Source organism: Salmonella sp. SG203 (genome assembly GCF_013350575.1).
Classification (GTDB): domain Bacteria; phylum Pseudomonadota; class Gammaproteobacteria; order Enterobacterales; family Enterobacteriaceae; genus Salmonella; species Salmonella enterica.
The window spans coordinates 194,575-215,019 of record NZ_SNMT01000006.1; the positions used below are offsets into that span (position 1 = coordinate 194,575).

The window sequence follows — 20,445 nt, forward strand, 5'->3', positions numbered from 1 at the left end:
TGTGCTACCGACCCGCAAGAACTTATGCCTGGTAAATACTAAACGTCGGGTAAATCAGCCGATAAAATCCATTAATCTCTATAAAAAATGCTGATATGTTTTATGCCTGCTTTATTAAAGAGAGTAGGTCTGCCAGTGAAATATACCGATAATGCAAAATTATTTATTAGCTTCATTAATATTGGGATTGTAGGTTGCGCTTTTTTACTTTTTTTTATTTTGTATGAGCCTGAGAGTGCAATCGTAACCTACTCTCTTCCAGGAGAGCCTTCCTCTTCAACATGTGATGCGCGTAATTTTATTGGCAACGTCGATGAAAATGACTTTGCAGAGTATATAAAAAAAGTAGAACTGACGCGCTACAGTATGTATTGTCTGAAAAAAACAGGGGCGGGCCAGTGGAGTATTTATGCAAATTAAACGAGTATATAACTGTTCAGGGGTGTTTTCTGCACAATTTAATTAAAGGTAGATAGCGAACTAATATTGATCATAAGGTAATGTGATCCGCATCATGCTTTAATCACGTTTTGCAATATTGTCTTAATAACAGGTCAACTACAGATAATTTCGGGTTTTCGTGAATGGCGGTTTTGGTCAGTCTCTATATTATGCTTTCCCCGCTTTACGGAGATGATGATGCAAAAGAAAACCTGGGCCGTTTTATTGATACCATTGTGCCTCACCGCTTGCCACCAGACGACCTACCGATCAACAGCCAAAGATGAAATTCTCACAGGGAGCTATATTGACCCGACCAAAACACGCTTTCCGTTAGCGGATTATTCACAGTCGGTTGATAAATGGATATCTCCGGACTCGGCTGATTACACTATTCCGGTTATTGATAGTGCTACCCAACAACGCTACTTTAACGCACTAAAATCTCATTATTTCGGAATGGACAGTGAAGCGCACTCGCCGTGGAATGGTTTTTATATTACCGCATTGCTGAAAAAAAATGCAGCACAGGCCCGGGATGCCAGTATTAAGCAGTTTCTTAGCGACGGCAGTGCTTATTGGGGGGAAAACTTCAGACTTTATACCTCTCGCTGGAAAGAGGAGGTTAGAGGGAATACGGATACGCAGATTGACAATATCTATCATGCCTCCCGGCGAGGCATTATGGTCAGAGAAAGTTTAGTCAGAGCGCTGCCAACGGACGACCCGCTCTTTAACGATCCCCGTCAGGCGGGCGAGGGGTATCCGTTTGATAATTTACAAATGTCTTCGCTGCGTCCCGGTACGCCGGTCTATACGCTGACGAAGAGCAAAGACCAACGCTGGCAATATGTCGTTTCACCAGCGGTAACTGGCTGGGTTCATAGTGAAGATATTGCCAGTACGGATCAGAAATTTATAACACAGTGGGTTTTGCTCGCTCACAAGCAACTGGGGGCATTTATCAACGCGCCGGTTTCTGTCCATACCGCAGGCGTCTATTATTTCACCGGGCGGCCGGGCACTATTTTACCGTTCCGGCATCAACGGGCGGGCCAGTTCCTCATTGCGGCGCCAGTTCGCGACAGCAACGGTCGCGCGTTTATCCATTGGGTCTGGCTAAGCGGTAACGAGTTTACGGCTATGCCGTGGAAAATGACGCCGGAAAATATCGCCGTGCTAATGAAAGCAATGCACGGCGCCCCCTACGGTTGGGGAAATTTTAACTTTTATAATGATTGTTCAGCCGAAGTCCGCAGCCTGTTAATGCCGTTTGGCATATTCCTGCCCAGACATTCATCCGCGCAGGTAGAGGCGGCTGGACGGGTGGTCGATCTTAGTCATAAAAATCCCCAAATGCGGATCGATTATCTCACCAGATACGGAAAGCCGTTTACTACGCTGGTCTATATTCCAGGGCATATTATGCTGTATATCGGTAACACAACCATGAATGGGCAGGTTGTGCCGATGACTTATCAGAATATCTGGGGATTGCGCCCAAACCATGCTAATAGCCGGAGCATTATCGGTGAGGCAGTATTTTTGCCGTTACTGCGTTTTTATCCTGAAAATCCTGAGCTGATATCGCTGGCTGGTAAGGTTCTGTTTAAGCTTGGTTATATAGAATAGGTTGACAAACTGTGTTATCGCGGAAGATATGATTAAGGCAACCGTGCGCGTGGATATAAAGAGAGTATCCCTGTAAACTGTGTCTGAAAAAAGTATGCGCTATAGTGCGGGCTGTTTATTTGAAATACTATCTGGAGCTGATTCTGGATGTGATTATGTGCCTCACACATTGAAGTGAGAGTTATTGCTGGTGGTATCTGGCTGGAGGCTGGGTGGTAAAAAGACGTAATTTATTGCATTTTAATAACGGTGCCCGATCAGAGCGCGATCTTGGGGATCTGGTCACTAAAGTTTTTGAGAAAGCGGCGAAAAAAGAACCGCAACCGCTATACACATTTAGCCTGCCGTTGCTGAGTGTGCAGGATGAGATCCGTGTTTACTGTAAGAAAAAAAATATCAAAATAGGGTACGATACGCTGTTTATGGAAATAACCTTTTCTGCTGACAGAGAAGCGGTAGACGAACTCATTAAACACTTTTTTACTGAAAATAAGCTCTATTTGAGAGGGCGGTTTTATCTGTCCGCGGCGGTGGTATAAGTTAGCATGAGTATAATATAGCGAGAAACCCATCTCTCGCTTTTGTGTGGGGCGAGCGTTTCCTGGCGGAAAATCTGCGCCCTGATCCTCCTTTTGTGCGTTAACTTCCGGAATCCTCCTCATTTCGTGTTAATCTGGCCCCTGATGGTTGCCATCCAAACTGCCTGCAAAAAAATTATTTTTATCCGCTGCAATGTAAGAGGCCTACAGGCGGAAGTCATCACTGAGGAAAAGCGTTATGAAAATGGAACCATTAAACGAGAACGAGCTGGAATGGCTGGATGATGTGCTGACGAAATACAATACCGATCAGGCCATTTTGGATGTCGCGGAGCTGGACGGTCTGATTACTGCGGTACTAAGTTCTCCGCGTCCCATCGAGCCGGAACAGTGGCTGGTCGCGATATGGGGGGGACCCGCGTACGTACCGCGCTGGACATCTGAAAAAGAAATGACGCGATTTATGGATCTGGTGTTCCAGCACATGGCGGACACAGCCGCCCGGCTTGAAGATTATCCAGAACAGTTCGAGCCGCTGTTTGGCCTGCGAGAAGTTGATGGCCATGAATTAACGATTGTTGAAGAATGGTGCTTTGGTTACATGCGCGGAGTGTCGCTGTCCGACTGGTCTGACTTGCCGGATACGCTAAAACCGGCGCTGGAAGCGATTGCCTTACACGGCACTGAAGAAAACTTTGCGCTGTTGGATAAAATGAGCCCGGAAGCGTTCGATAAAAGCGTTGACGCTATCCGTATCGCGGCGCTTGAGCTTCATGCCTGGTGGATGGCGCATCCGCACACGACGCCGCTACAGATGCCGATAAAAGCAGAGGTGAAAGTGGGGCGTAACGATCCTTGTCCATGCGGGAGCGGCAAAAAATTTAAGCAGTGCTGCCTGCATTAATGGCTCGTAAACGGCCATAGCGTGACGATTATCGAGCCTGGACGGCGTCCAGGCCCGGTAATCTTTGCCTGGCATTAACCTGGATCGGGCAGAAACCCCAGTGCGATCGAAAACTGGACGCCAATCACGACAATGCCGCAGATAAACACCAGCGCCAGCGCTGGCGTGCCGCCTGCCACACGATATCCCGCCTGAGGGCTCTGTTTACGGCACTGCCAGACCAGCATAGCAGGGATGAGCAGTGCCAGCACTGCCAGCGCTACGCCGGCATAGCCTAATGCCATCACAAATCCACGTGGGTAGAAAAGTGCAAACGCCAGCGGCGGCAGAAAGGTAATCAGCCCGGTTTGCAGACGTCCGGACACCGTACTGCGGCGCTGGAATAGATCGGCCAGGTAATCAAATAATCCTAGCGCTACGCCCAGAAAAGAGGTCGCCAACGCCAGATCGGCGAACAGGTGGACCGCCAGTTCGACATGTGGCGAAGCGACCACTTCTCTGAGCGCCTGCAGCAGGCCATTTAACCCGGCATGGCTGGCCAGTAGCCCTCTGAATGTCGGCGAGTCGATACTTCCCAGCGTGGCGAGCTGCCAAAAAATATAGGCCACTAGCGGAATGGCGCTACCCGTCATAAAGACCCAACGCAGCCGGCGAATGTTGCCGTTCATATAACTCACAATACTCGGTACGCTTCCGTGAAAACCAAACGAGGTGAAAATGACCGGTATGGCGGATAACGCCAGCCCCTGCTGTAAAGGAAGCGTAAGAAGATTTACTTTATGAATATGTGGCGTGAGCAACGCAAGCATGATGACCAGAAAAATGATCTTTGCGCTAAACAGGAAGCGGTTAAAAAGGTCGACCAGCGAGGTGCCCACACACACCACCCCACCGGCAACAAAGGTGAACAGCAGCACCCCGGCAGCGGGCGAGAGCGTGGCGCCAAGCCAGTTATTAATACTGGATGCCAGTAATTCTCCGGCTCCGGAAATGTAGGCGGCGGTGAGCGCATACATTAAGAACATCATACTGAATCCCGTAAGCCACTGTCCGTAACGTCCAAGATAGCGTTTTGCCAACGAGCCCAGTCCGGTATCCGCCGGAACGTGTTGATATACCTCCAGTAATAGTAGCGCGGTATAACACATCAGCGCCCACAGGCCAATCAACAATCCCAGCGTGACGCTGAAACCAACGCCAGCCGCTGCCAGCGGCATTGCCAGCATCCCGGCGCCGATAGTGGTGCCTGCCACGATAAAAATACTGCCCAGAGTTCTGTTTTTCACGCTTTCTACTACCCCGGTAACAAAGAACGGTGATATCCGCGGCGCAGGGTAAGGCATTACGCTATTTTCGTCAAATGGTCGTTACAATGGGTGTACTGTAAAATTTACAGTTCCGGGCATAAAAGCGAATATGGGAGGAGACGCGGGCAACCGCCGCAAACCTGCGCTAGCGCAAAGTCGCTCGCACACGGACACATTAGGCTACGAGTTTTATTCAGGAGGGGTTATGGATTCCATTCACGGTCACGAAGTACTCAACATGATGATTGAGTCTGGCGAGCAGTACACGCATGCCTCGCTGGAGGCGGCAATAAAAGCGCGCTTTGGCGAGCGGGCACGATTTCACACCTGTTCAGCGTCAGATATGACGGCGGCGGAACTGGTCGCGTTTCTGGCGGCGAAAGGAAAGTTTATTGCGGTGGAGGACGGTTTTTCAACGCATGAGAGTAAAATCTGCCGCCATTAATACGCCACGGTGAGAGCGCGTCTCACCGTGTAAGGACGTGCTGGATTAATTTTGCGTATCCAGGGTGGAGAGTTCTTTATCAATGAAATAAAGCCCTTCGCCGCTTTTTCCCGCCAGCGTTAATTTATCAATAATAGATTTGAACAGTTTTTCTTCTTCATGCTGTTCTGCCACATACCACTGCAAGAAATTAAATGTCGGATAATCCTGGCTGGTCATTGCGGCATGAGCCAGTTCATTAATTTTTTGCGTAATAAGCTGCTCATGCTCATAGGTCGCGCGGAACAGCTCATCCAGCGAGGCGTACTCAGCGAAGGGCGAAGAAACGGTATGAATGCGCGGCAGGCTTCCGGTATCGGTAAGGTAGTCAAACAGGCGCTGCATATGCGTCATCTCTTCTTGCGCATGGCGACGAAGAAATGCGGCCGCGCCTTCAAAACTGTGATAGCTACACCACGCGCTCATTTGTTGATAGAGCAGGGAGGAGTACAACTCCAGATTCATTTGCTCATTCAGTTTGTCGATCATTTCTGTTTTCAGCATGGTTCCGCTCCACAAATAGCAAAAGATATACGGTAATGTGGCGCCACTATAATTTGTTATTTTATTATTTGCAAAAGGTAAAATATTAAAATTAATTATTAAAAATACGAATGGGAATAAAACGCATTAACGCCAGTGTATAGCGTATAAAAATAAAGAAAAGCCAGCACCTTCATGCTGGCAATAGCGACCCTGCACTCTCCTCCATTGTACATGGTGTCGGCGTTAAGCCAGCCGCCTTAATAATAAAGCGGCATGATTTGCGGGACGGCAACGCCCCGGCACTGCCAGGAGAGGGTAAATCGGGTGTTCAGACACAACGAGCCCGCATAAATGCTACAGGTTCCTACCGGCTGACCAAACGAAACGGCATCGGCATAGCCCATCTGCTGGCATTCGCGTGTTGCGGTCCCGTGAGATACATAGTCATCTGTCCGTGAAGTAAAAAATAGCGGCTGGTTATACGTCAGGCGCACGATGCCGCTTATCGGGCTGGCTTCGCTGACCTGCGCTTGTCGAGTAATGGTGCATCCCGTCAGGGCTAGCAGTGAAAGAGTAAAAATAAGAGGCTTCATAAAATCGCTCCGACAGTTCGGTATCAGACCATGCTACCTCGTGTTTTGCACCGTCAATGGCTGGAATAACTTACGGATTCGCCTTGATTAAAGGTAACGGCAGGGGATTTACAGCGGGAACAGAAAATGTGTGAGCGTCTTTTCATCTAATGAAACTTCGTTTCATTAAATTTGAATGTGTGTTCGCAAATGTGTAATGTGGGCAAAACGTCATGATTTACGCAGGCGCGACCGTCTGCATTCAGGAGGAACACGATGAAAATTGCACTGATGATGGAAAATAGCCAGGCCAGCAAAAATGCCATCATTTATAACGAACTTAGCGCCGTCGCCAATGAAAAGGGATTTCCCGTTTTTAACGTCGGCATGTGCGACGAAAATGACCATCACCTGACGTACATTCATTTAGGCATCATGGCGAGTATTCTGCTTAATGCAAACGCGGTTGATTTTGTGGTTACTGGCTGTGGCACTGGTCAGGGCGCGCTGATGTCGTTAAATATTCATCCAGGTGTCATTTGTGGCTATTGCATCGATCCGGCAGATGCTTTTCTGTTTGCGCAGATCAACAACGGCAATGCGTTGTCCCTGCCATTTGCGAAAGGCTTTGGCTGGGGCGCTGAGCTGAACGTGCGTTTCATCTTTGAAAAAGCGTTTACCGGGCGTAAAGGTGAGGGGTATCCGCCTGAGCGCAAAGCGCCGCAGGTACGCAATGCGGGCATTTTGAATCAGGTTAAGGCCGCGGTCGTCAAAGAGAATTATCTGGATACACTGCGGGCTATCGATCCTGAACTGGTTAAAACGGCGGTTTCAGGGCCGCGTTTCCAGCAATGTTTGTTTGAAAACGGCCAGAATAAAGAAATAGAAGCGTTTGTACGTGAGATGCTGGGGTAATGCCCGGACAAGACAGAGACGTTTCGCGCCTGTCGGCTGGCATGATGTGCCGATAATACGCCAGTAGCGACAGGCGCCACCTCTGGCAAACAGACCAGAAACGGTGTAGGCCGGATAAGCTGCTTCGCGTTGCTATCCGGCTAATAACGTCTCAATATTGTCGCTCGGGGAGCCGCTATCAGTGATGCTGATAGGTCACGACGTTAAGGAGATGCTGATCGGTTTGCGCCAGACATAACCCTGCTCGTTTAGCGCTGCGAACTTCTTCGAGAATAGTTTGTAAAAGTACGCCATCCTGCTGCTGCTCTTTTTCCAGGGTATGGAGAAAATCGAGCGTTGAGGCATCATTCAGCGCTTTCGCTTCATCTGCCAGACGCGACAGCGTGCTGGCGCGTTGCTGATAATCCTCCAGGGTTTTCTGGAACAATTCTTCCAGAGAGCAGAGCTCTTCACCCGGAACGTCAATGGCTTTAACGATAGGGGTGGCGCCGGCGTTTTTCATAAAATTAAACATGCGCATCATTTGCGTCACGTTGCCTTGCGCCTGGGTACGAAGAAAGGTGGCGGTGCCTGTTAAACTGTGTTCAGAACACCATTCGCTTAGATGGAGGTAAAGATTTGATGCGTAAAACTCAAGGTTCATTGGCGTGTTGAGCTTTTGAACCATTCCTACAGCTGCCATAACAATATCCTTATTTCCAGAAAGTGTTGATGTGCATGACAGACGAGAATGCAACGGGCCGTTGTCACATTCTTACCTCTATGCACAATAAATACTCTTAGCAGAAGAACTCCGTTCCGCCAGTCCCTTATGCGATCTCATTTCCTGTTTATCGATCGGTAATGAGAATAGCGCGTCAATAAAAATAAGAAAATCCTTAAATGCAATTGTTTATCTTTTTTTACATTTTCAGCGGTGTGATTTTTTCAGGTGTAATGATTTTTGGTATGTCATTCTTGTAACTATTTGAAAGATAAAAGATATTCTATTTTTTCTATTTTATGAAACATTGTTTCAGATCATGAGGTGAGCCTTTTAAGTATGGTAATTTCAATAAAATAAACATTAGCCAGTCTGGATATCACACGCATAAACGGTTGAGAGCAAATATGCCTGTTTTTATAAACTAGCCGATTTTGCGGTAGATCATTTTTAATATCATTAATCATACGAGCACGTTATTCGGTTGAGCGCAGTTTTGCTGGGTGACTCGTTAACAAGGAGCAGTCAATGAAAAAGGTCGCGGTGCTGTTGGCACCAGGATTTGAAGAAGCAGAGGCCATTGTTACTCTTGATATTCTGCGACGTTTGCATATCGACGTCGAAACGCTGGCGTGTGCTGAATCACGGGCGGTGGTGAGTTACCATGATATTCCTATGGTTGCGGACAGCACGCTGAGTGAACGCCAGCAGGCGCTTTTCGATGCGGTAGTGCTACCGGGCGGTCCGCAGGGGAGCGCTAATCTGGCGGCTAATCCGGCGGTGATCGCTTTCGTTGCGCGTCATGATGCGGCAGGCAAATTAATTTGTCCTATCTGTTCCGCGGCGGCAAGGGTGCTGGGTGCTCACGGATTGCTGAAGGGGCGTCGTTATGTCTGTTCCGGCGATCTGTGGAAAGCGGTTCCGGAAGGTGTCTATGTGGATGCGCCCGTGGTTGAAGATGGTAATTTAATTAGCGGCAAAGGGTTGGGTCATGTCTTTGATTTCGCGCTAACCCTTTCCGCCAGACTGCTGGGAGACGATGCGCCGGTTCGCGAACAGGCTGAACATATCTATTATCCCTGGTAATCGTTATTCACCCAGGGCCGTAAGGATTAGCTGGCTGATGTTATGGATTAATGTGCTGGCTTTCCTGCCTTTTGGCTGATGAATTCGCTCTGGGTTATGTCATTTTCCGCTAAAACTATTCCTGCCATCAGCATTTATCTAATGAATGAAAGACAGTGCACCGTTTTACGTCTTCTCTAACAAGAATCGTTTGATTTTACCCTACATAAAAAACGCTAAAGCAGGTCAATGACTTCCCTGGGTTATGAGTTAATCGTTATTTCTGCGTGTGTCTTAGGGGGGGATTCCTGAAAGGCGGCCTCGGAAAAGTCTCATATGTGGTGGCGAGCGTACTGATATCAGGAGCGGTGGAGAGCGCGATGAACCTGCTCAACATTTCACCTTTTGCACAGTGTATGGTTCGCGGCTGAATCCTTCTGACAACAGTTATCTTCGACCATTATAAGCAAAAAGCGAAGCGTACGATTTGATGAATTAACACTCAACTAAACAGTATAGCTTCACGTCATCGCCAGCCGCTACCCCGGCTGGCGATGGTCTTTCTAAATGGCGAGCAGCGTCACACTGTCTATACTTACATGACTAATGAGACCGTTTGTGAGTCTCAATATGATGATAAGGAGGAGACCAGGGTGGCAGAACCGTTAACCGTATCCCCCGAACTCACTGCGAACTATGCGTATTTTTTTGACCTTGATGGCACATTGGCAGAGATAAAGCCTCATCCCGATCAGGTAGTGGTACCGCATAAAATCCTTCAGTTGTTAGACCGTCTCGCGGCGCACAACGCAGGGGCACTGGCATTGATTTCAGGGCGTTCAATGACTGAGCTGGATGCTTTGGCGAAGCCTTTTCGCTTTCCGCTCGCTGGCGTTCACGGAGCAGAGCGTCGTGACATCAATGGTAAAACCCATATCGTGCGCCTTCCTGAAGCGGTAGTCCGTGAGGTGGAGGCGTTATTACGTTCGACGCTTGTAGCGCTGCCCGGAACGGAGCTGGAGACGAAGGGGATGGCGTTTGCGCTGCACTACCGTCAGGCTCCGGAACATGAAGCGGCGCTGTTGGCACTTGCGCAACACGTTACGCAGCACTGGCCGCAACTGGCGTTGCAGCCTGGTAAATGTGTTGTGGAAATCAAACCTAAGGGAACCAATAAAGGCGAAGCGATTGCCGCCTTTATGCAGGAGGCGCCCTTTGCGGGACGGATTCCCGTTTTTGTGGGCGACGATTTGACCGATGAGGCTGGCTTTGGCGTGGTGAATCACGCTGGCGGAATTTCCGTAAAAGTGGGCGTCGGGGCAACCCAGGCGGCATGGCGGCTGGAAAGCGTACCCGATGTCTGGCGCTGGCTGGAACAAATCAATTATCCACAACAAGAACAACAAGTAATGAATAACAGGAGAGATGGCTATGAGTCGTTTAGTCGTAGTATCTAATCGAATTGCCCCCCCGGATAATAAAGGCGGCGCCGGCGGCCTCGCCGTTGGCGTGCTTGGCGCGCTAAAAGCGGCTGGCGGGTTGTGGTTCGGCTGGAGTGGCGAGACAGGTAACGAGGATGAGCCATTAAAAAAGGTGATAAAAGGTAATATTACCTGGGCATCGTTTAACCTGAGCGAACAAGATTACGAAGATTATTACTGTCAATTTTCCAATGCGGTTCTCTGGCCTGCGTTCCACTATCGTCTGGACCTGGTACAGTTTCAGCGTCCTGCATGGGAAGGCTATATGCGGGTGAATGCGTTATTAGCGGATAAGTTATTGCCCCTCATTAAAGAGAACGACATCATTTGGGTGCATGACTACCACCTGTTACCGTTCGCCAGCGAGCTGCGTAAACGCGGCGTGAACAACCGAATTGGTTTTTTCCTGCATATTCCATTCCCGACCCCGGAGATTTTTAACGCTTTACCGCCGCATGATGAACTGCTGGAGCAGTTGTGTGACTTTGATCTGCTAGGGTTCCAGACCGAAAATGATCGCCTGGCTTTTCTGGATAGCCTTTCGAGTCAAACGCGAGTCACGACTCGCAGCGGCAAGCAGCATATCGCGTGGGGTAAAGACTTCCAGACAGAAGTGTATCCTATCGGTATTGAGCCCGATGAGATTGCTCTGCAGGCTGCCGGGCCGTTGCCGCCTAAACTGGCGCAGCTCAAGGCGGAACTGAAAAATGTGAAGAATATTTTTTCCGTTGAGCGGCTGGATTATTCGAAAGGGCTGCCGGAACGTTTTCTGGCGTATGAAGCGTTACTGGAAAACTACCCGCAGCATCGGGGAAAAATTCGTTATACCCAAATTGCGCCTACGTCACGCGGCGAAGTACAGGCATATCAGGATATTCGCCACCAGCTTGAGACGGAAGCAGGCCGGATTAATGGGAAATATGGACAATTGGGCTGGACGCCGCTCTATTATCTGAATCAGCATTTCGACCGTAAACTGTTAATGAAGATATTCCGTTATTCAGACGTCGGGCTCGTCACCCCGTTGCGTGACGGGATGAACCTGGTGGCGAAAGAGTTTGTCGCCGCGCAGGACCCCGCTAACCCTGGCGTACTGGTACTGTCACAGTTTGCCGGCGCGGCGAATGAACTGACGTCGGCGTTAATCGTCAATCCTTACGATCGGGATGACGTGGCGGCGGCGCTCAATCGTGCGTTAACGATGCCCCTTGCCGAGCGTATTTCGCGTCATGCGGAAATGCTGGACGTGATCGTTAAAAATGACATTAACCGCTGGCAGGAGCGTTTTATTCATGACCTAAAGGAGGTCACGCCGCGTAGCCCTGAGCGTCAGCAGCAGAACAACGTGGCGACGTTCCCTAAGCTGGCCTGAGATATCGCGAGCGGCGACTAGTCGCCCGCTAACGGCACCAGCAACACATCTACCTGGCTGGCGCTGACGACACTTTTTGCCGAGCAGGACGCGCGCGAAAAGAAACTGTGGTTATGGTTGCCGCAAATGACCAGATCAACATGGTGTTTGCGGCACACAGCCAAAATATGCTGGCTTAACTCACCTGATGCGATGAAAGTTTGTTCAATCGGATAATCCGCCTTTTCCCCCAGCATCTTAAGAAAATTCTCAGTTTCCTCATGCATAACCGCGCGTAAATCCTCCATCATGGGCGCGGCGAACTGGTTATACAGTTCGGGATCGGAAGCGAGAGTAATCAGGCTTACTTTCGCCTGAACAGGGCGGGCGATAGAGACCGCTTTAGCCAGTAGCTGGTGACTTTCCGGGGTGACGGCAACGGCGACAAGAATATGGGTGTAGCTCATAACTCGCTCCTTGATTGCAAGAATATGAGATTGTGCTTTAGCTTTACTCTGTTTAGCGCATTTCTGCAATGCGCTAATGCCACATTAATGTGAAGGACATCATAATTAATCATTAATTATTCTTATGTAAAGAATCGTGGCATAAGACACTTTTTACACACCACCAGGATGCTTTATTTAAACGGGTGAACAAGGAAAGCTAAAAGTTAAATCAAATGAGCTTATTTTTAACAGAGGAGGGCGTATGCTGTGACGAGATTAATTAATAACGTTTAATATTTAAGCCACTGTTTACTAAAGGTAAAATAAAATCGTTTCTAAAATAGAAATAATAGCCTGTTATCTATTATCCTGGCGTTATTTTAACAGAGAGAAACAAAAAAGAATTTGGTGTTGACGTACCCCTATTCAGCAGTGTGGAATAGAAAAAGTGAACATTAGGTTATTAATTAAACAAAGTAAAAGCCATACTGATGGTTTTATCGTAAGTATTCTGTTAAATTATGTGATCTACATCACATATTTTCTAAAATCGCCGTCCCGCTCCGTTGTATGTCACGAAGCTGACGAGTAGAGTTGCGTCGAATTAGGAAAAATCTTAGGCATTTGTAAAAATTGATGTAAACGTGTAAGGCGAATCCCAGTGGGAAGCTGCGTTATACGTCACAATGTCCACAATGTCTGAGCGCTGCTATGCATTTGACCTTTTTGCTTCTTTTACCGGGCCTTCCCGGCGACATCACGGGGTGCGGCTACGTCGCACAAAAATAAAGTTGGTTATTCTGGATGGGAACAATGCATACATCCGAGTTGCTAAAACACATTTATGACATCAATTTGTCATATTTACTCCTTGCACAGCGTTTGATCGTCCAGGACAAAGCATCTGCGATGTTCCGCCTCGGTATCAACGAAGAGATGGCAAACACACTGGGCGCGTTGACCCTGCCGCAGATGGTCAAACTGGCGGAGACGAACCAGTTAGTTTGTCATTTCCGGTTTGACGATCATCAGACGATCACCCGTTTGACTCAGGATTCGCGCGTCGATGATTTACAGCAGATTCACACAGGTATCATGCTTTCAACGCGTCTGCTCAATGAAGTGGACGATACGGCGCGTAAGAAAAGGGCATGATAATGAGTGAAAAAAGCATTGTTCAGGAAGCTCGCGATATCCAGTTGGCGATGGAGTTGATTAATCTTGGCGCTCGTCTACAAATGCTGGAAAGCGAAACACAGCTCAGCCGTGGTCGCCTCATCAGGCTGTACAAAGAATTACGCGGTAGCCCGCCGCCTAAAGGGATGCTGCCATTTTCGACAGACTGGTTTATGACCTGGGAGCAAAATATTCATGCCTCCATGTTCTGCAACGCCTGGCAATTTTTACTGAAGACCGGCTTATGCAGCGGTGTGGATGCGGTGATTAAAGCTTATCGGCTTTATCTTGAGCAGTGTCCGCAACCGCCTGAAGGGCCGTTGTTGGCGCTGACTCGCGCATGGACGCTGGTGCGTTTTGTTGAAAGTGGGTTGCTTGAATTGTCGAGCTGTAACTGCTGCGGTGGGAACTTTATTACCCATGCGCATCAGCCCGTAGGCAGCTTTGCGTGTAGTTTATGCCAGCCGCCATCCCGCGCAGTAAAAAGACGTAAACTTTCCCGAGATGCTGCCGATATTATTCCACAACTGCTGGATGAACAGATCGAACAGGCTGTTTAACCGAAACGGTGTGGACAAACACTCCAGCAGCGGTAAGCCATTACCGCTGCTTTTTTTTGCCTTGCCTTCGCGTTAATCGCCCGACTGCGCATCCTGTCATAGTCAACAGCGGAAGGATGATGTCGTGCTTATCTTATTAGGTTACCTGGTGGTTATCGGTACAGTTTTCGGCGGTTATGTCATGACCGGCGGACACCTTGGGGCACTCTATCAACCTGCTGAACTGGTCATCATTGGCGGCGCGGGGATAGGGGCGTTCATTGTCGGCAACAACGGGAAGGCCATCAAAGGCACGATGAAAGCGATCCCGTTGTTATTTCGTCGTTCGAAATACACGAAATCTATGTACATGGATTTGCTGGCGTTGCTCTATCGCCTGATGGCCAAATCACGCCAGCAGGGGATGTTCTCCCTTGAACGCGATATTGAAAATCCGAAAGAGAGTGAAATCTTCGCCAGTTATCCGCGTATTCTGGCCGATGCGGTAATGCTTGATTTTATTGTCGATTATCTGCGCCTGATCATCAGCGGCAACATGAATACGTTCGAAATTGAAGCGTTGATGGATGAAGAGATTGAAACCCATGAAAGCGAGGCGGAAGTCCCGGCCAACAGCCTGGCGATGGTGGGGGATTCGCTGCCTGCCTTTGGTATTGTCGCGGCGGTAATGGGGGTGGTTCACGCTCTGGCTTCAGCCGATCGTCCGGCAGCGGAGTTGGGGGCGCTGATTGCCCATGCCATGGTAGGTACGTTCCTCGGTATTTTACTGGCTTATGGATTCATTTCACCGTTAGCGACCGTTTTGCGCCAGAAGAGCGCCGAAACCACCAAGATGATGCAGTGCGTAAAAATTACACTGCTGTCTAATCTGAACGGCTATGCGCCGCCGATTGCCGTGGAATTTGGTCGTAAAACGCTTTATTCCAGTGAGCGTCCATCGTTTATTGAGTTGGAAGAACACGTTCGTGCAGTAAGAAACCCAAACCAGCAGCAGACGACTGAGGAAGCATGAAAAATCAGGCTCATCCCATTGTCGTCGTAAAACGCCGCAGGCACAAACCGCACGGCGGCGGGGCGCACGGTTCCTGGAAAATTGCCTACGCCGATTTTATGACGGCGATGATGGCTTTTTTTCTGGTGATGTGGCTGATTTCCATCTCCAGCCCTAAAGAATTAATTCAGATTGCCGAATATTTTCGTACGCCGTTGGCCACCGCGGTAACGGGGGGGAACCGGATTGCCAATAGCGAGAGCCCGATACCAGGCGGCGGCGATGATTACACCCAACAGCAGGGTGAAGTGGAAAAGCAGCCGAATATCGACGAGCTGAAAAAACGGATGGAGCAGAGTCGCTTAAACAAACTGCGCGGCGATCTGGATCAACTGATCGAATCCGATCCCAAACTGCGCGCGTTACGTCCGCATCTGAAAATTGATTTAGTTCAGGAGGGGTTGCGCATCCAGATTATCGACAGCCAGAACCGCCCGATGTTTAAAACCGGCAGCGCCGAAGTTGAGCCGTATATGCGCGATATCCTGCGTGCGATTGCGCCAGTGTTAAACGGTATACCTAATCGCATTAGCCTGGCCGGCCATACCGATGACTTTCCCTACGCGAACGGCGAAAAAGGCTATAGCAACTGGGAGTTATCCGCCGATCGCGCCAATGCCTCGCGTCGCGAACTGGTCGCTGGCGGGCTGGATAACGGAAAAGTATTACGGGTGGTTGGCATGGCCGCCACGATGCGGCTGAGCGATCGCGGTCCTGATGATGCCATCAACCGCCGTATAAGCCTGCTGGTGTTAAACAAACAGGCGGAACAGGCCATTTTGCATGAAAACGCTGAAAGCCAGAATGAGCCGGTAAGTGTATTACAACAGCCTGCGGCAGCCCCGCCGGCAAGCGTACCCACATCGCCAAAAGCGGAACCGAGGTGATAGCGTGAGCATGGATATTAGCGATTTTTATCAGACATTTTTTGATGAAGCTGACGAGCTGTTGGCTGATATGGAGCAGCATCTGCTGGATTTGGTGCCGGAATCCCCGGACGCTGAACAACTGAACGCCATTTTTCGCGCGGCGCACTCCATTAAAGGCGGCGCGGGCACATTCGGCTTCACTATTCTGCAGGAAACCACACATTTAATGGAAAACCTGCTGGATGAAGCCCGACGCGGTGAAATGCAGCTCAATACCGACATTATCAACCTGTTTTTGGAAACGAAAGATATTATGCAGGAACAGCTCGACGCCTATAAAAACTCCGAAGAGCCGGATGCCGCAAGCTTCGAATATATCTGCAATGCGCTACGCCAGTTGGCGCTGGAGGCGAAAGGCGAAACCACGCCGGCGGTCGTAGAAACCGCGGCACTAAGCGCGGCGATCCAGGAAGAGAGCGTAGCCGAAACTGAATCGCCTCGTGACGAGAGTAAACTGCGCATTGTACTTTCACGGTTGAAAGCCAATGAGGTCGATCTGCTTGAAGAAGAGTTGGGCAATCTGGCTACTCTGACGGATGTCGTTAAGGGAGCGGATTCACTGTCGGCAACTCTGGATGGCAGCGTCGCGGAAGATGACATTGTCGCGGTGCTCTGTTTTGTCATCGAGGCCGATCAGATCGCTTTTGAAAAAGTGGTCGCCGCGCCCGTGGAAAAAGCGCAAGAGAAAACCGAGGTAGCGCCGGTAGCGCCTCCGGCAGTCGTTGCGCCAGCCGCCAAAAGCGCGGCCCATGAACATCATGCGGGGCGTGAAAAACCTGCGCGTGAACGCGAGTCCACCAGCATTCGCGTGGCGGTAGAGAAAGTGGATCAGCTCATAAACCTGGTCGGCGAGTTAGTGATTACCCAGTCAATGTTGGCCCAGCGTTCTAACGAGCTGGACCCGGTAAACCACGGCGATCTCATTACCAGTATGGGGCAGTTACAACGTAACGCCCGCGACTTACAAGAGTCGGTGATGTCGATTCGTATGATGCCTATGGAGTACGTCTTCAGCCGTTTCCCGCGTCTGGTACGCGATTTAGCGGGCAAACTGGGCAAGCAGGTAGAGCTGACGCTGGTGGGGAGCTCCACTGAACTTGATAAAAGCCTGATCGAACGCATTATCGACCCGCTGACGCACCTGGTGCGCAACAGTCTCGACCACGGGATTGAAATGCCGGAAAAACGCCTTGAGGCGGGGAAAAATGCTGTCGGCAACCTGATTCTTTCCGCAGAACATCAGGGCGGGAATATTTGTATTGAAGTGACCGATGACGGCGCGGGGCTTAACCGTGAGCGTATCCTGGCGAAGGCCATGTCGCAGGGGATGGCGGTGAATGAAAACATGACCGACGATGAAGTAGGCATGTTGATCTTCGCGCCGGGATTCTCAACTGCGGAACAGGTCACGGATGTCTCCGGTCGCGGCGTTGGCATGGATGTGGTGAAACGTAACATTCAGGAGATGGGCGGTCACGTTGAGATCCAGTCAAAACAAGGCTCCGGCACCACGATTCGTATTCTGCTGCCGCTGACGCTGGCCATCCTCGATGGGATGTCGGTTCGCGTGGCGGGGGAAGTTTTTATCCTGCCGTTGAATGCGGTGATGGAGTCGCTGCAACCGCGTGAAGAGGATCTTCATCCGCTGGCGGGCGGCGAACGGGTTCTGGAAGTGCGCGGCGAGTATTTGCCGCTGGTCGAATTGTGGAAAGTGTTTGACGTGGACGGGGCGAAAACCGAAGCCACGCAGGGCATTGTTGTGATCCTGCAAAGCGCGGGACGCCGTTACGCGCTGCTGGTCGATCAGCTCATCGGTCAGCACCAGGTGGTGGTCAAAAATCTGGAAAGCAATTATCGCAAGGTACCGGGGATTTCCGCCGCGACGATCCTGGGCGACGGCAGCGTCGCGCTGATTGTTGATGTTTCCGCATTGCAGGGTTTAAACCGCGAACAACGTATGGCGATCACAGCCGCCTGATTGAGTGAGAAGGGAATAATATGACCGGTATGAGTAATGTAAGCAAACTGGCCGGCGAGCCGTCAGGTCAGGAATTCCTGGTGTTTACACTGGGAAATGAAGAGTACGGCATCGATATCCTGAAAGTGCAGGAGATCCGTGGCTATGACCAGGTGACGCGCATCGCCAATACACCGGCCTTTATAAAAGGGGTGACTAACCTGCGCGGCGTGATTGTCCCCATTGTCGATCTGCGCGTGAAATTCTGCGAAGGCGACGTTGAGTATGATGACAATACGGTAGTGATCGTACTGAATCTGGGGCAACGTGTCGTCGGGATAGTGGTAGACGGCGTGTCTGACGTACTGTCGTTAACGGCGGAACAGATCCGTCCGGCGCCAGAATTTGCCGTGACCTTGTCAACAGAATATTTGACGGGATTGGGCGCGCTCGGCGAGCGTATGCTGATTCTGGTGAATATCGAAAAACTGCTTAACAGCGAAGAGATGGCGCTGCTGGATATCGCAGCATCACACGTCGCGTAATAACGTTGCCGGATGGCGTCGCGCCATTCGGCAATATTCACCGTTATGCTTCCACCAACGGTGAGAGTGCCTCTTCACCGCCCGCGCCCAGCCCCTGCATTTTGCGCCGACATCGCCGCTGCGACACTGTTATTGTCAATATCGTCTTCCGGAACAACGTATTTCCTTTTTGCAAAAGTAAAGTTATCACCGCAGGTGCCGATAACGTTGATAACTCGTTATCAGGAAGGTGCCTTATGTTTAACCGTATCCGCGTTGTCACAATGCTGATGATGGTGCTGGGGGTTTTCGCACTGCTACAGCTTGTTTCCGGTGGTTTGCTGTTTTCTTCATTACAGCATAACCAGCAAGGTTTTGTTATTTCTAACGAATTACGCCAGCAACAAAGCGAACTCACGTCGACATGGGACTTAATGCTGCAAACGCGCATTAACCTGAGCCGCTCCGCCGCACGCATGATGATGGACGCTTCTAACCAGCAGAGCAGCGCCAAAACGGATTTACTCCAGAATGCAAAAACGACTCTCGCACAGGCGGCGGCGCACTACGCCAATTTCAAAAACATGACGCCATTGCCAGCGATGGCGGAGGCCAGCGCGAACGTCGATGAAAAATATCAGCGCTATCAGGCCGCATTAGCCGAACTTATTCAGTTTCTGGACAATGGCAATATGGATGCCTACTTCGCCCAGCCAACCCAGGGAATGCAAAACGCGTTGGGCGAGGCGCTGGGCAATTACGCCCGGGTGAGCGAAAACCTGTACCGCCAGACATTTGATCAAAGCGCTCATGACTACCGTTTTGCGCAATGGCAACTGGGGGGGCTTGCGGTCGTGCTGGTGCTGATTTTGATGGTGGTTTGGTTCGGCATTCGTCATGCCCTGCTTAACCCATTAGCGCGAGTGATTACTCATATCCGTGAAATTGCCAGCGGCGATCTGACGAAAACGCTCACTGTCTCAGGACGTAATGAAATTGGCGAACTGGCGGGAACGGTTGAACATATGCAACGCTCGCTGATTGACACCGTGACGCAGGTTCGTGAAGGTTCGGATGCGATTTATTCCGGCACCAGTGAAATTGCCGCCGGTAATACCGACCTCTCTTCCCGTACTGAACAGCAGGCCTCCGCTCTGGAGGAGACGGCGGCCAGCATGGAACAACTGACGGCCACCGTGAAGCAAAACGCCGATAACGCCCGCCAGGCTTCGCAACTGGCGCAAAGCGCCTCCGAGACCGCGCGTCATGGCGGCAAAGTGGTCGACGGCGTGGTAAACACCATGCACGAAATTGCCGACAGTTCGAAAAAAATCGCTGACATTATCAGCGTTATCGACGGTATTGCCTTCCAGACTAACATTCTGGCGCTGAACGCGGCGGTAGAAGCGGCGCGCGCGGGAGAGCAGGGGCGCGGTTTTGCGGTCGTGGCAGGCGAGGTGCGTAATCTGGCCAGCCGCAGCGCCCAGGCGGCGAAAGAAATAAAAGCGTTGATTGAAGATTCCGTCTCGCGTGTCGATACCGGTTCTGTGCTGGTGGAAAGCGCCGGGGAAACCATGACTGACATCGTCAATGCCGTTACGCGCGTCACGGATATCATGGGCGAAATCGCCTCCGCCTCGGATGAGCAAAGCCGGGGTATCGATCAGGTCGCTTTGGCCGTTTCCGAAATGGATCGCGTAACGCAACAGAACGCCTCGCTGGTTCAGGAATCCGCAGCGGCCGCCGCCGCGCTGGAAGAGCAGGCCAGCCGTCTGACCCAGGCGGTATCGGCTTTCCGCCTGGCATCGCGACCGCTGGCGGTAAATAAACCTGAGATGCGTTTGTCAGTGGACGCTCAGTCCGGCAATACGCCGCGGCCATTAGCCGCCGGGGATGATGCGAACTGGGAAACCTTCTGA

22 protein-coding genes and 1 pseudogene are annotated in these 20,445 nt (G+C 50.5%); 17 read left to right on the forward strand and 6 right to left on the reverse strand.

From position 1 onward, the window contains the following. Window positions 1-87 precede the first annotated feature (87 nt). The 4 genes from HV477_RS11615 to HV477_RS11630 all read left to right on the forward strand — a co-directional run bounded on the left by HV477_RS11615 (window position 88) and on the right by HV477_RS11630 (window position 3,516). Window positions 88-420, forward strand: a complete 333-nt coding sequence (locus HV477_RS11615; RefSeq protein ID WP_001748518.1) for a hypothetical protein — start codon at window positions 88-90, stop codon at window positions 418-420. A 213-nt stretch (window positions 421-633) separates the two neighbouring features. Next, window positions 634-2,073: an SH3 domain-containing C40 family peptidase gene (locus tag HV477_RS11620; protein WP_077906467.1), complete on the forward strand. Its 1,440-nt coding sequence runs from the start codon at window positions 634-636 to the stop codon at window positions 2,071-2,073. 212 nt (window positions 2,074-2,285) lie between these two features. Beyond that, the gene (locus HV477_RS11625) at window positions 2,286-2,612 is read left to right on the forward strand and encodes a glucose-6-phosphate dehydrogenase (protein WP_000240837.1); all 327 of its coding nucleotides are present in this window, start codon (window positions 2,286-2,288) and stop codon (window positions 2,610-2,612) included. 238 nt (window positions 2,613-2,850) lie between these two features. After that, the gene (locus HV477_RS11630; RefSeq protein WP_000781521.1) at window positions 2,851-3,516 is read left to right on the forward strand and encodes a YecA family protein; all 666 of its coding nucleotides are present in this window, start codon (window positions 2,851-2,853) and stop codon (window positions 3,514-3,516) included. Between the two features lie 74 nt (window positions 3,517-3,590). Here the strand turns inward: HV477_RS11630 and tyrP are convergent, their stop codons facing one another. Then, window positions 3,591-4,802: a tyrosine transporter TyrP gene (gene tyrP / locus HV477_RS11635; RefSeq protein ID WP_001562965.1), complete on the reverse strand. Its 1,212-nt coding sequence runs from the start codon at window positions 4,800-4,802 to the stop codon at window positions 3,591-3,593. Window positions 4,803-5,028: 226 nt separating this feature from the next. Between tyrP and HV477_RS11640 the strand changes: the two genes are divergently transcribed. Next, on the forward strand, window positions 5,029-5,268 hold the full coding sequence (locus HV477_RS11640; RefSeq protein ID WP_000377232.1) for a YecH family metal-binding protein: 240 nt from the start codon (window positions 5,029-5,031) through the stop codon (window positions 5,266-5,268). A 45-nt stretch (window positions 5,269-5,313) separates the two neighbouring features. Here HV477_RS11640 and ftnA read toward each other — a convergent pair whose 3' ends face one another. After that, a complete protein-coding gene (ftnA, locus tag HV477_RS11645) occupies window positions 5,314-5,811 on the reverse strand; it encodes a non-heme ferritin (protein ID WP_000920611.1) in 498 nt (165 codons plus the stop codon). Between the two features lie 239 nt (window positions 5,812-6,050). Beyond that, window positions 6,051-6,386, reverse strand: a complete 336-nt coding sequence (locus HV477_RS11650; RefSeq protein WP_000803229.1) for a YecR-like lipofamily protein — start codon at window positions 6,384-6,386, stop codon at window positions 6,051-6,053. A 255-nt stretch (window positions 6,387-6,641) separates the two neighbouring features. Here HV477_RS11650 and HV477_RS11655 point away from each other — a divergent pair, with 255 nt between their 5' ends. Then, entirely contained in the window at window positions 6,642-7,280 is a 639-nt protein-coding gene (locus HV477_RS11655) for an RpiB/LacA/LacB family sugar-phosphate isomerase (protein ID WP_000684804.1), read from the forward strand. 178 nt (window positions 7,281-7,458) lie between these two features. Here the strand turns inward: HV477_RS11655 and HV477_RS11660 are convergent, their stop codons facing one another. Then, window positions 7,459-7,962 carry a non-heme ferritin-like protein gene (locus tag HV477_RS11660; protein WP_000741707.1) on the reverse strand — a complete coding sequence of 168 codons (504 nt, stop codon included), beginning with the start codon at window positions 7,960-7,962 and terminating at the stop codon, window positions 7,459-7,461. A gap of 549 nt (window positions 7,963-8,511) precedes the next feature. On the opposite strand from HV477_RS11660, the gene HV477_RS11665 reads away from it, so the two are divergent. From HV477_RS11665 to otsA, 4 genes and pseudogenes are all read left to right on the forward strand, one after another. After that, window positions 8,512-9,069 carry a DJ-1/PfpI family protein gene (locus HV477_RS11665; RefSeq protein ID WP_000754800.1) on the forward strand — a complete coding sequence of 186 codons (558 nt, stop codon included), beginning with the start codon at window positions 8,512-8,514 and terminating at the stop codon, window positions 9,067-9,069. A gap of 228 nt (window positions 9,070-9,297) precedes the next feature. Further along, a pseudogene (gene araH, locus HV477_RS11670) lies at window positions 9,298-9,479 on the forward strand (L-arabinose ABC transporter permease AraH); the annotation flags it as partial. A gap of 222 nt (window positions 9,480-9,701) precedes the next feature. Beyond that, window positions 9,702-10,505 carry a trehalose-phosphatase gene (otsB, locus tag HV477_RS11675; RefSeq protein ID WP_000840114.1) on the forward strand — a complete coding sequence of 268 codons (804 nt, stop codon included), beginning with the start codon at window positions 9,702-9,704 and terminating at the stop codon, window positions 10,503-10,505. Beyond that, window positions 10,480-11,901 carry an alpha,alpha-trehalose-phosphate synthase gene (gene otsA / locus HV477_RS11680; protein ID WP_020839268.1) on the forward strand — a complete coding sequence of 474 codons (1,422 nt, stop codon included), beginning with the start codon at window positions 10,480-10,482 and terminating at the stop codon, window positions 11,899-11,901. Before otsB ends, otsA begins: the two co-directional genes overlap by 26 nt. A gap of 17 nt (window positions 11,902-11,918) precedes the next feature. Here the strand turns inward: otsA and uspC are convergent, their stop codons facing one another. After that, window positions 11,919-12,347, reverse strand: coding sequence for a universal stress protein UspC (uspC, locus tag HV477_RS11685; RefSeq protein WP_000122606.1), 429 nt, complete (start codon window positions 12,345-12,347; stop codon window positions 11,919-11,921). Continuing rightward, window positions 12,344-12,460 carry a hypothetical protein gene (locus tag HV477_RS11690; RefSeq protein ID WP_001604673.1) on the reverse strand — a complete coding sequence of 39 codons (117 nt, stop codon included), beginning with the start codon at window positions 12,458-12,460 and terminating at the stop codon, window positions 12,344-12,346. Before HV477_RS11690 ends, uspC begins: the two co-directional genes overlap by 4 nt. A gap of 682 nt (window positions 12,461-13,142) precedes the next feature. On the opposite strand from HV477_RS11690, the gene flhD reads away from it, so the two are divergent. From flhD to tar, 7 genes are all read left to right on the forward strand, one after another. Then, window positions 13,143-13,484, forward strand: coding sequence for a flagellar transcriptional regulator FlhD (gene flhD, locus HV477_RS11695; RefSeq protein ID WP_001518146.1), 342 nt, complete (start codon window positions 13,143-13,145; stop codon window positions 13,482-13,484). Beyond that, entirely contained in the window at window positions 13,481-14,065 is a 585-nt protein-coding gene (flhC, locus tag HV477_RS11700; protein WP_000605987.1) for a flagellar transcriptional regulator FlhC, read from the forward strand. The genes flhD and flhC overlap by 4 nt, the downstream gene beginning before the upstream one ends. A gap of 124 nt (window positions 14,066-14,189) precedes the next feature. Then, the gene (gene motA, locus HV477_RS11705; RefSeq protein WP_000906312.1) at window positions 14,190-15,077 is read left to right on the forward strand and encodes a flagellar motor stator protein MotA; all 888 of its coding nucleotides are present in this window, start codon (window positions 14,190-14,192) and stop codon (window positions 15,075-15,077) included. Then, complete coding sequence (gene motB, locus HV477_RS11710; protein ID WP_000795653.1) at window positions 15,074-16,003, forward strand: flagellar motor protein MotB; 930 nt, start codon at window positions 15,074-15,076, stop codon at window positions 16,001-16,003. Before motA ends, motB begins: the two co-directional genes overlap by 4 nt. 4 nt (window positions 16,004-16,007) lie before the next feature. Beyond that, complete coding sequence (cheA, locus tag HV477_RS11715) at window positions 16,008-18,023, forward strand: chemotaxis protein CheA (RefSeq protein WP_000061301.1); 2,016 nt, start codon at window positions 16,008-16,010, stop codon at window positions 18,021-18,023. A 20-nt stretch (window positions 18,024-18,043) separates the two neighbouring features. Beyond that, window positions 18,044-18,547: a chemotaxis protein CheW gene (gene cheW, locus HV477_RS11720; RefSeq protein ID WP_000147295.1), complete on the forward strand. Its 504-nt coding sequence runs from the start codon at window positions 18,044-18,046 to the stop codon at window positions 18,545-18,547. A 236-nt stretch (window positions 18,548-18,783) separates the two neighbouring features. Beyond that, a complete protein-coding gene (tar, locus tag HV477_RS11725; RefSeq protein ID WP_000483265.1) occupies window positions 18,784-20,445 on the forward strand; it encodes a methyl-accepting chemotaxis protein II in 1,662 nt (553 codons plus the stop codon).

Coding starts and splice junctions, on each gene's coding strand:
- HV477_RS11615 (WP_001748518.1), top strand. CDS start 88: ATGCTGATATGTTTTATGCCTGCTTTATTAAAGAGAGTAGGTCTGCCA.
- HV477_RS11620 (WP_077906467.1), top strand. CDS start 634: ATGATGATGCAAAAGAAAACCTGGGCCGTTTTATTGATACCATTGTGC.
- HV477_RS11630 (WP_000781521.1), top strand. CDS start 2,851: ATGAAAATGGAACCATTAAACGAGAACGAGCTGGAATGGCTGGATGAT.
- HV477_RS11640 (WP_000377232.1), top strand. CDS start 5,029: ATGGATTCCATTCACGGTCACGAAGTACTCAACATGATGATTGAGTCT.
- ftnA (WP_000920611.1), bottom strand. CDS start 5,811: ATGCTGAAAACAGAAATGATCGACAAACTGAATGAGCAAATGAATCTG.
- HV477_RS11650 (WP_000803229.1), bottom strand. CDS start 6,386: ATGAAGCCTCTTATTTTTACTCTTTCACTGCTAGCCCTGACGGGATGC.
- HV477_RS11655 (WP_000684804.1), top strand. CDS start 6,642: ATGAAAATTGCACTGATGATGGAAAATAGCCAGGCCAGCAAAAATGCC.
- HV477_RS11660 (WP_000741707.1), bottom strand. CDS start 7,962: ATGGCAGCTGTAGGAATGGTTCAAAAGCTCAACACGCCAATGAACCTT.
- HV477_RS11665 (WP_000754800.1), top strand. CDS start 8,512: ATGAAAAAGGTCGCGGTGCTGTTGGCACCAGGATTTGAAGAAGCAGAG.
- otsA (WP_020839268.1), top strand. CDS start 10,480: ATGAGTCGTTTAGTCGTAGTATCTAATCGAATTGCCCCCCCGGATAAT.
- uspC (WP_000122606.1), bottom strand. CDS start 12,347: ATGAGCTACACCCATATTCTTGTCGCCGTTGCCGTCACCCCGGAAAGT.
- HV477_RS11690 (WP_001604673.1), bottom strand. CDS start 12,460: ATGATTAATTATGATGTCCTTCACATTAATGTGGCATTAGCGCATTGC.
- flhD (WP_001518146.1), top strand. CDS start 13,143: ATGCATACATCCGAGTTGCTAAAACACATTTATGACATCAATTTGTCA.
- flhC (WP_000605987.1), top strand. CDS start 13,481: ATGATAATGAGTGAAAAAAGCATTGTTCAGGAAGCTCGCGATATCCAG.
- motB (WP_000795653.1), top strand. CDS start 15,074: ATGAAAAATCAGGCTCATCCCATTGTCGTCGTAAAACGCCGCAGGCAC.
- cheW (WP_000147295.1), top strand. CDS start 18,044: ATGACCGGTATGAGTAATGTAAGCAAACTGGCCGGCGAGCCGTCAGGT.
- tar (WP_000483265.1), top strand. CDS start 18,784: ATGTTTAACCGTATCCGCGTTGTCACAATGCTGATGATGGTGCTGGGG.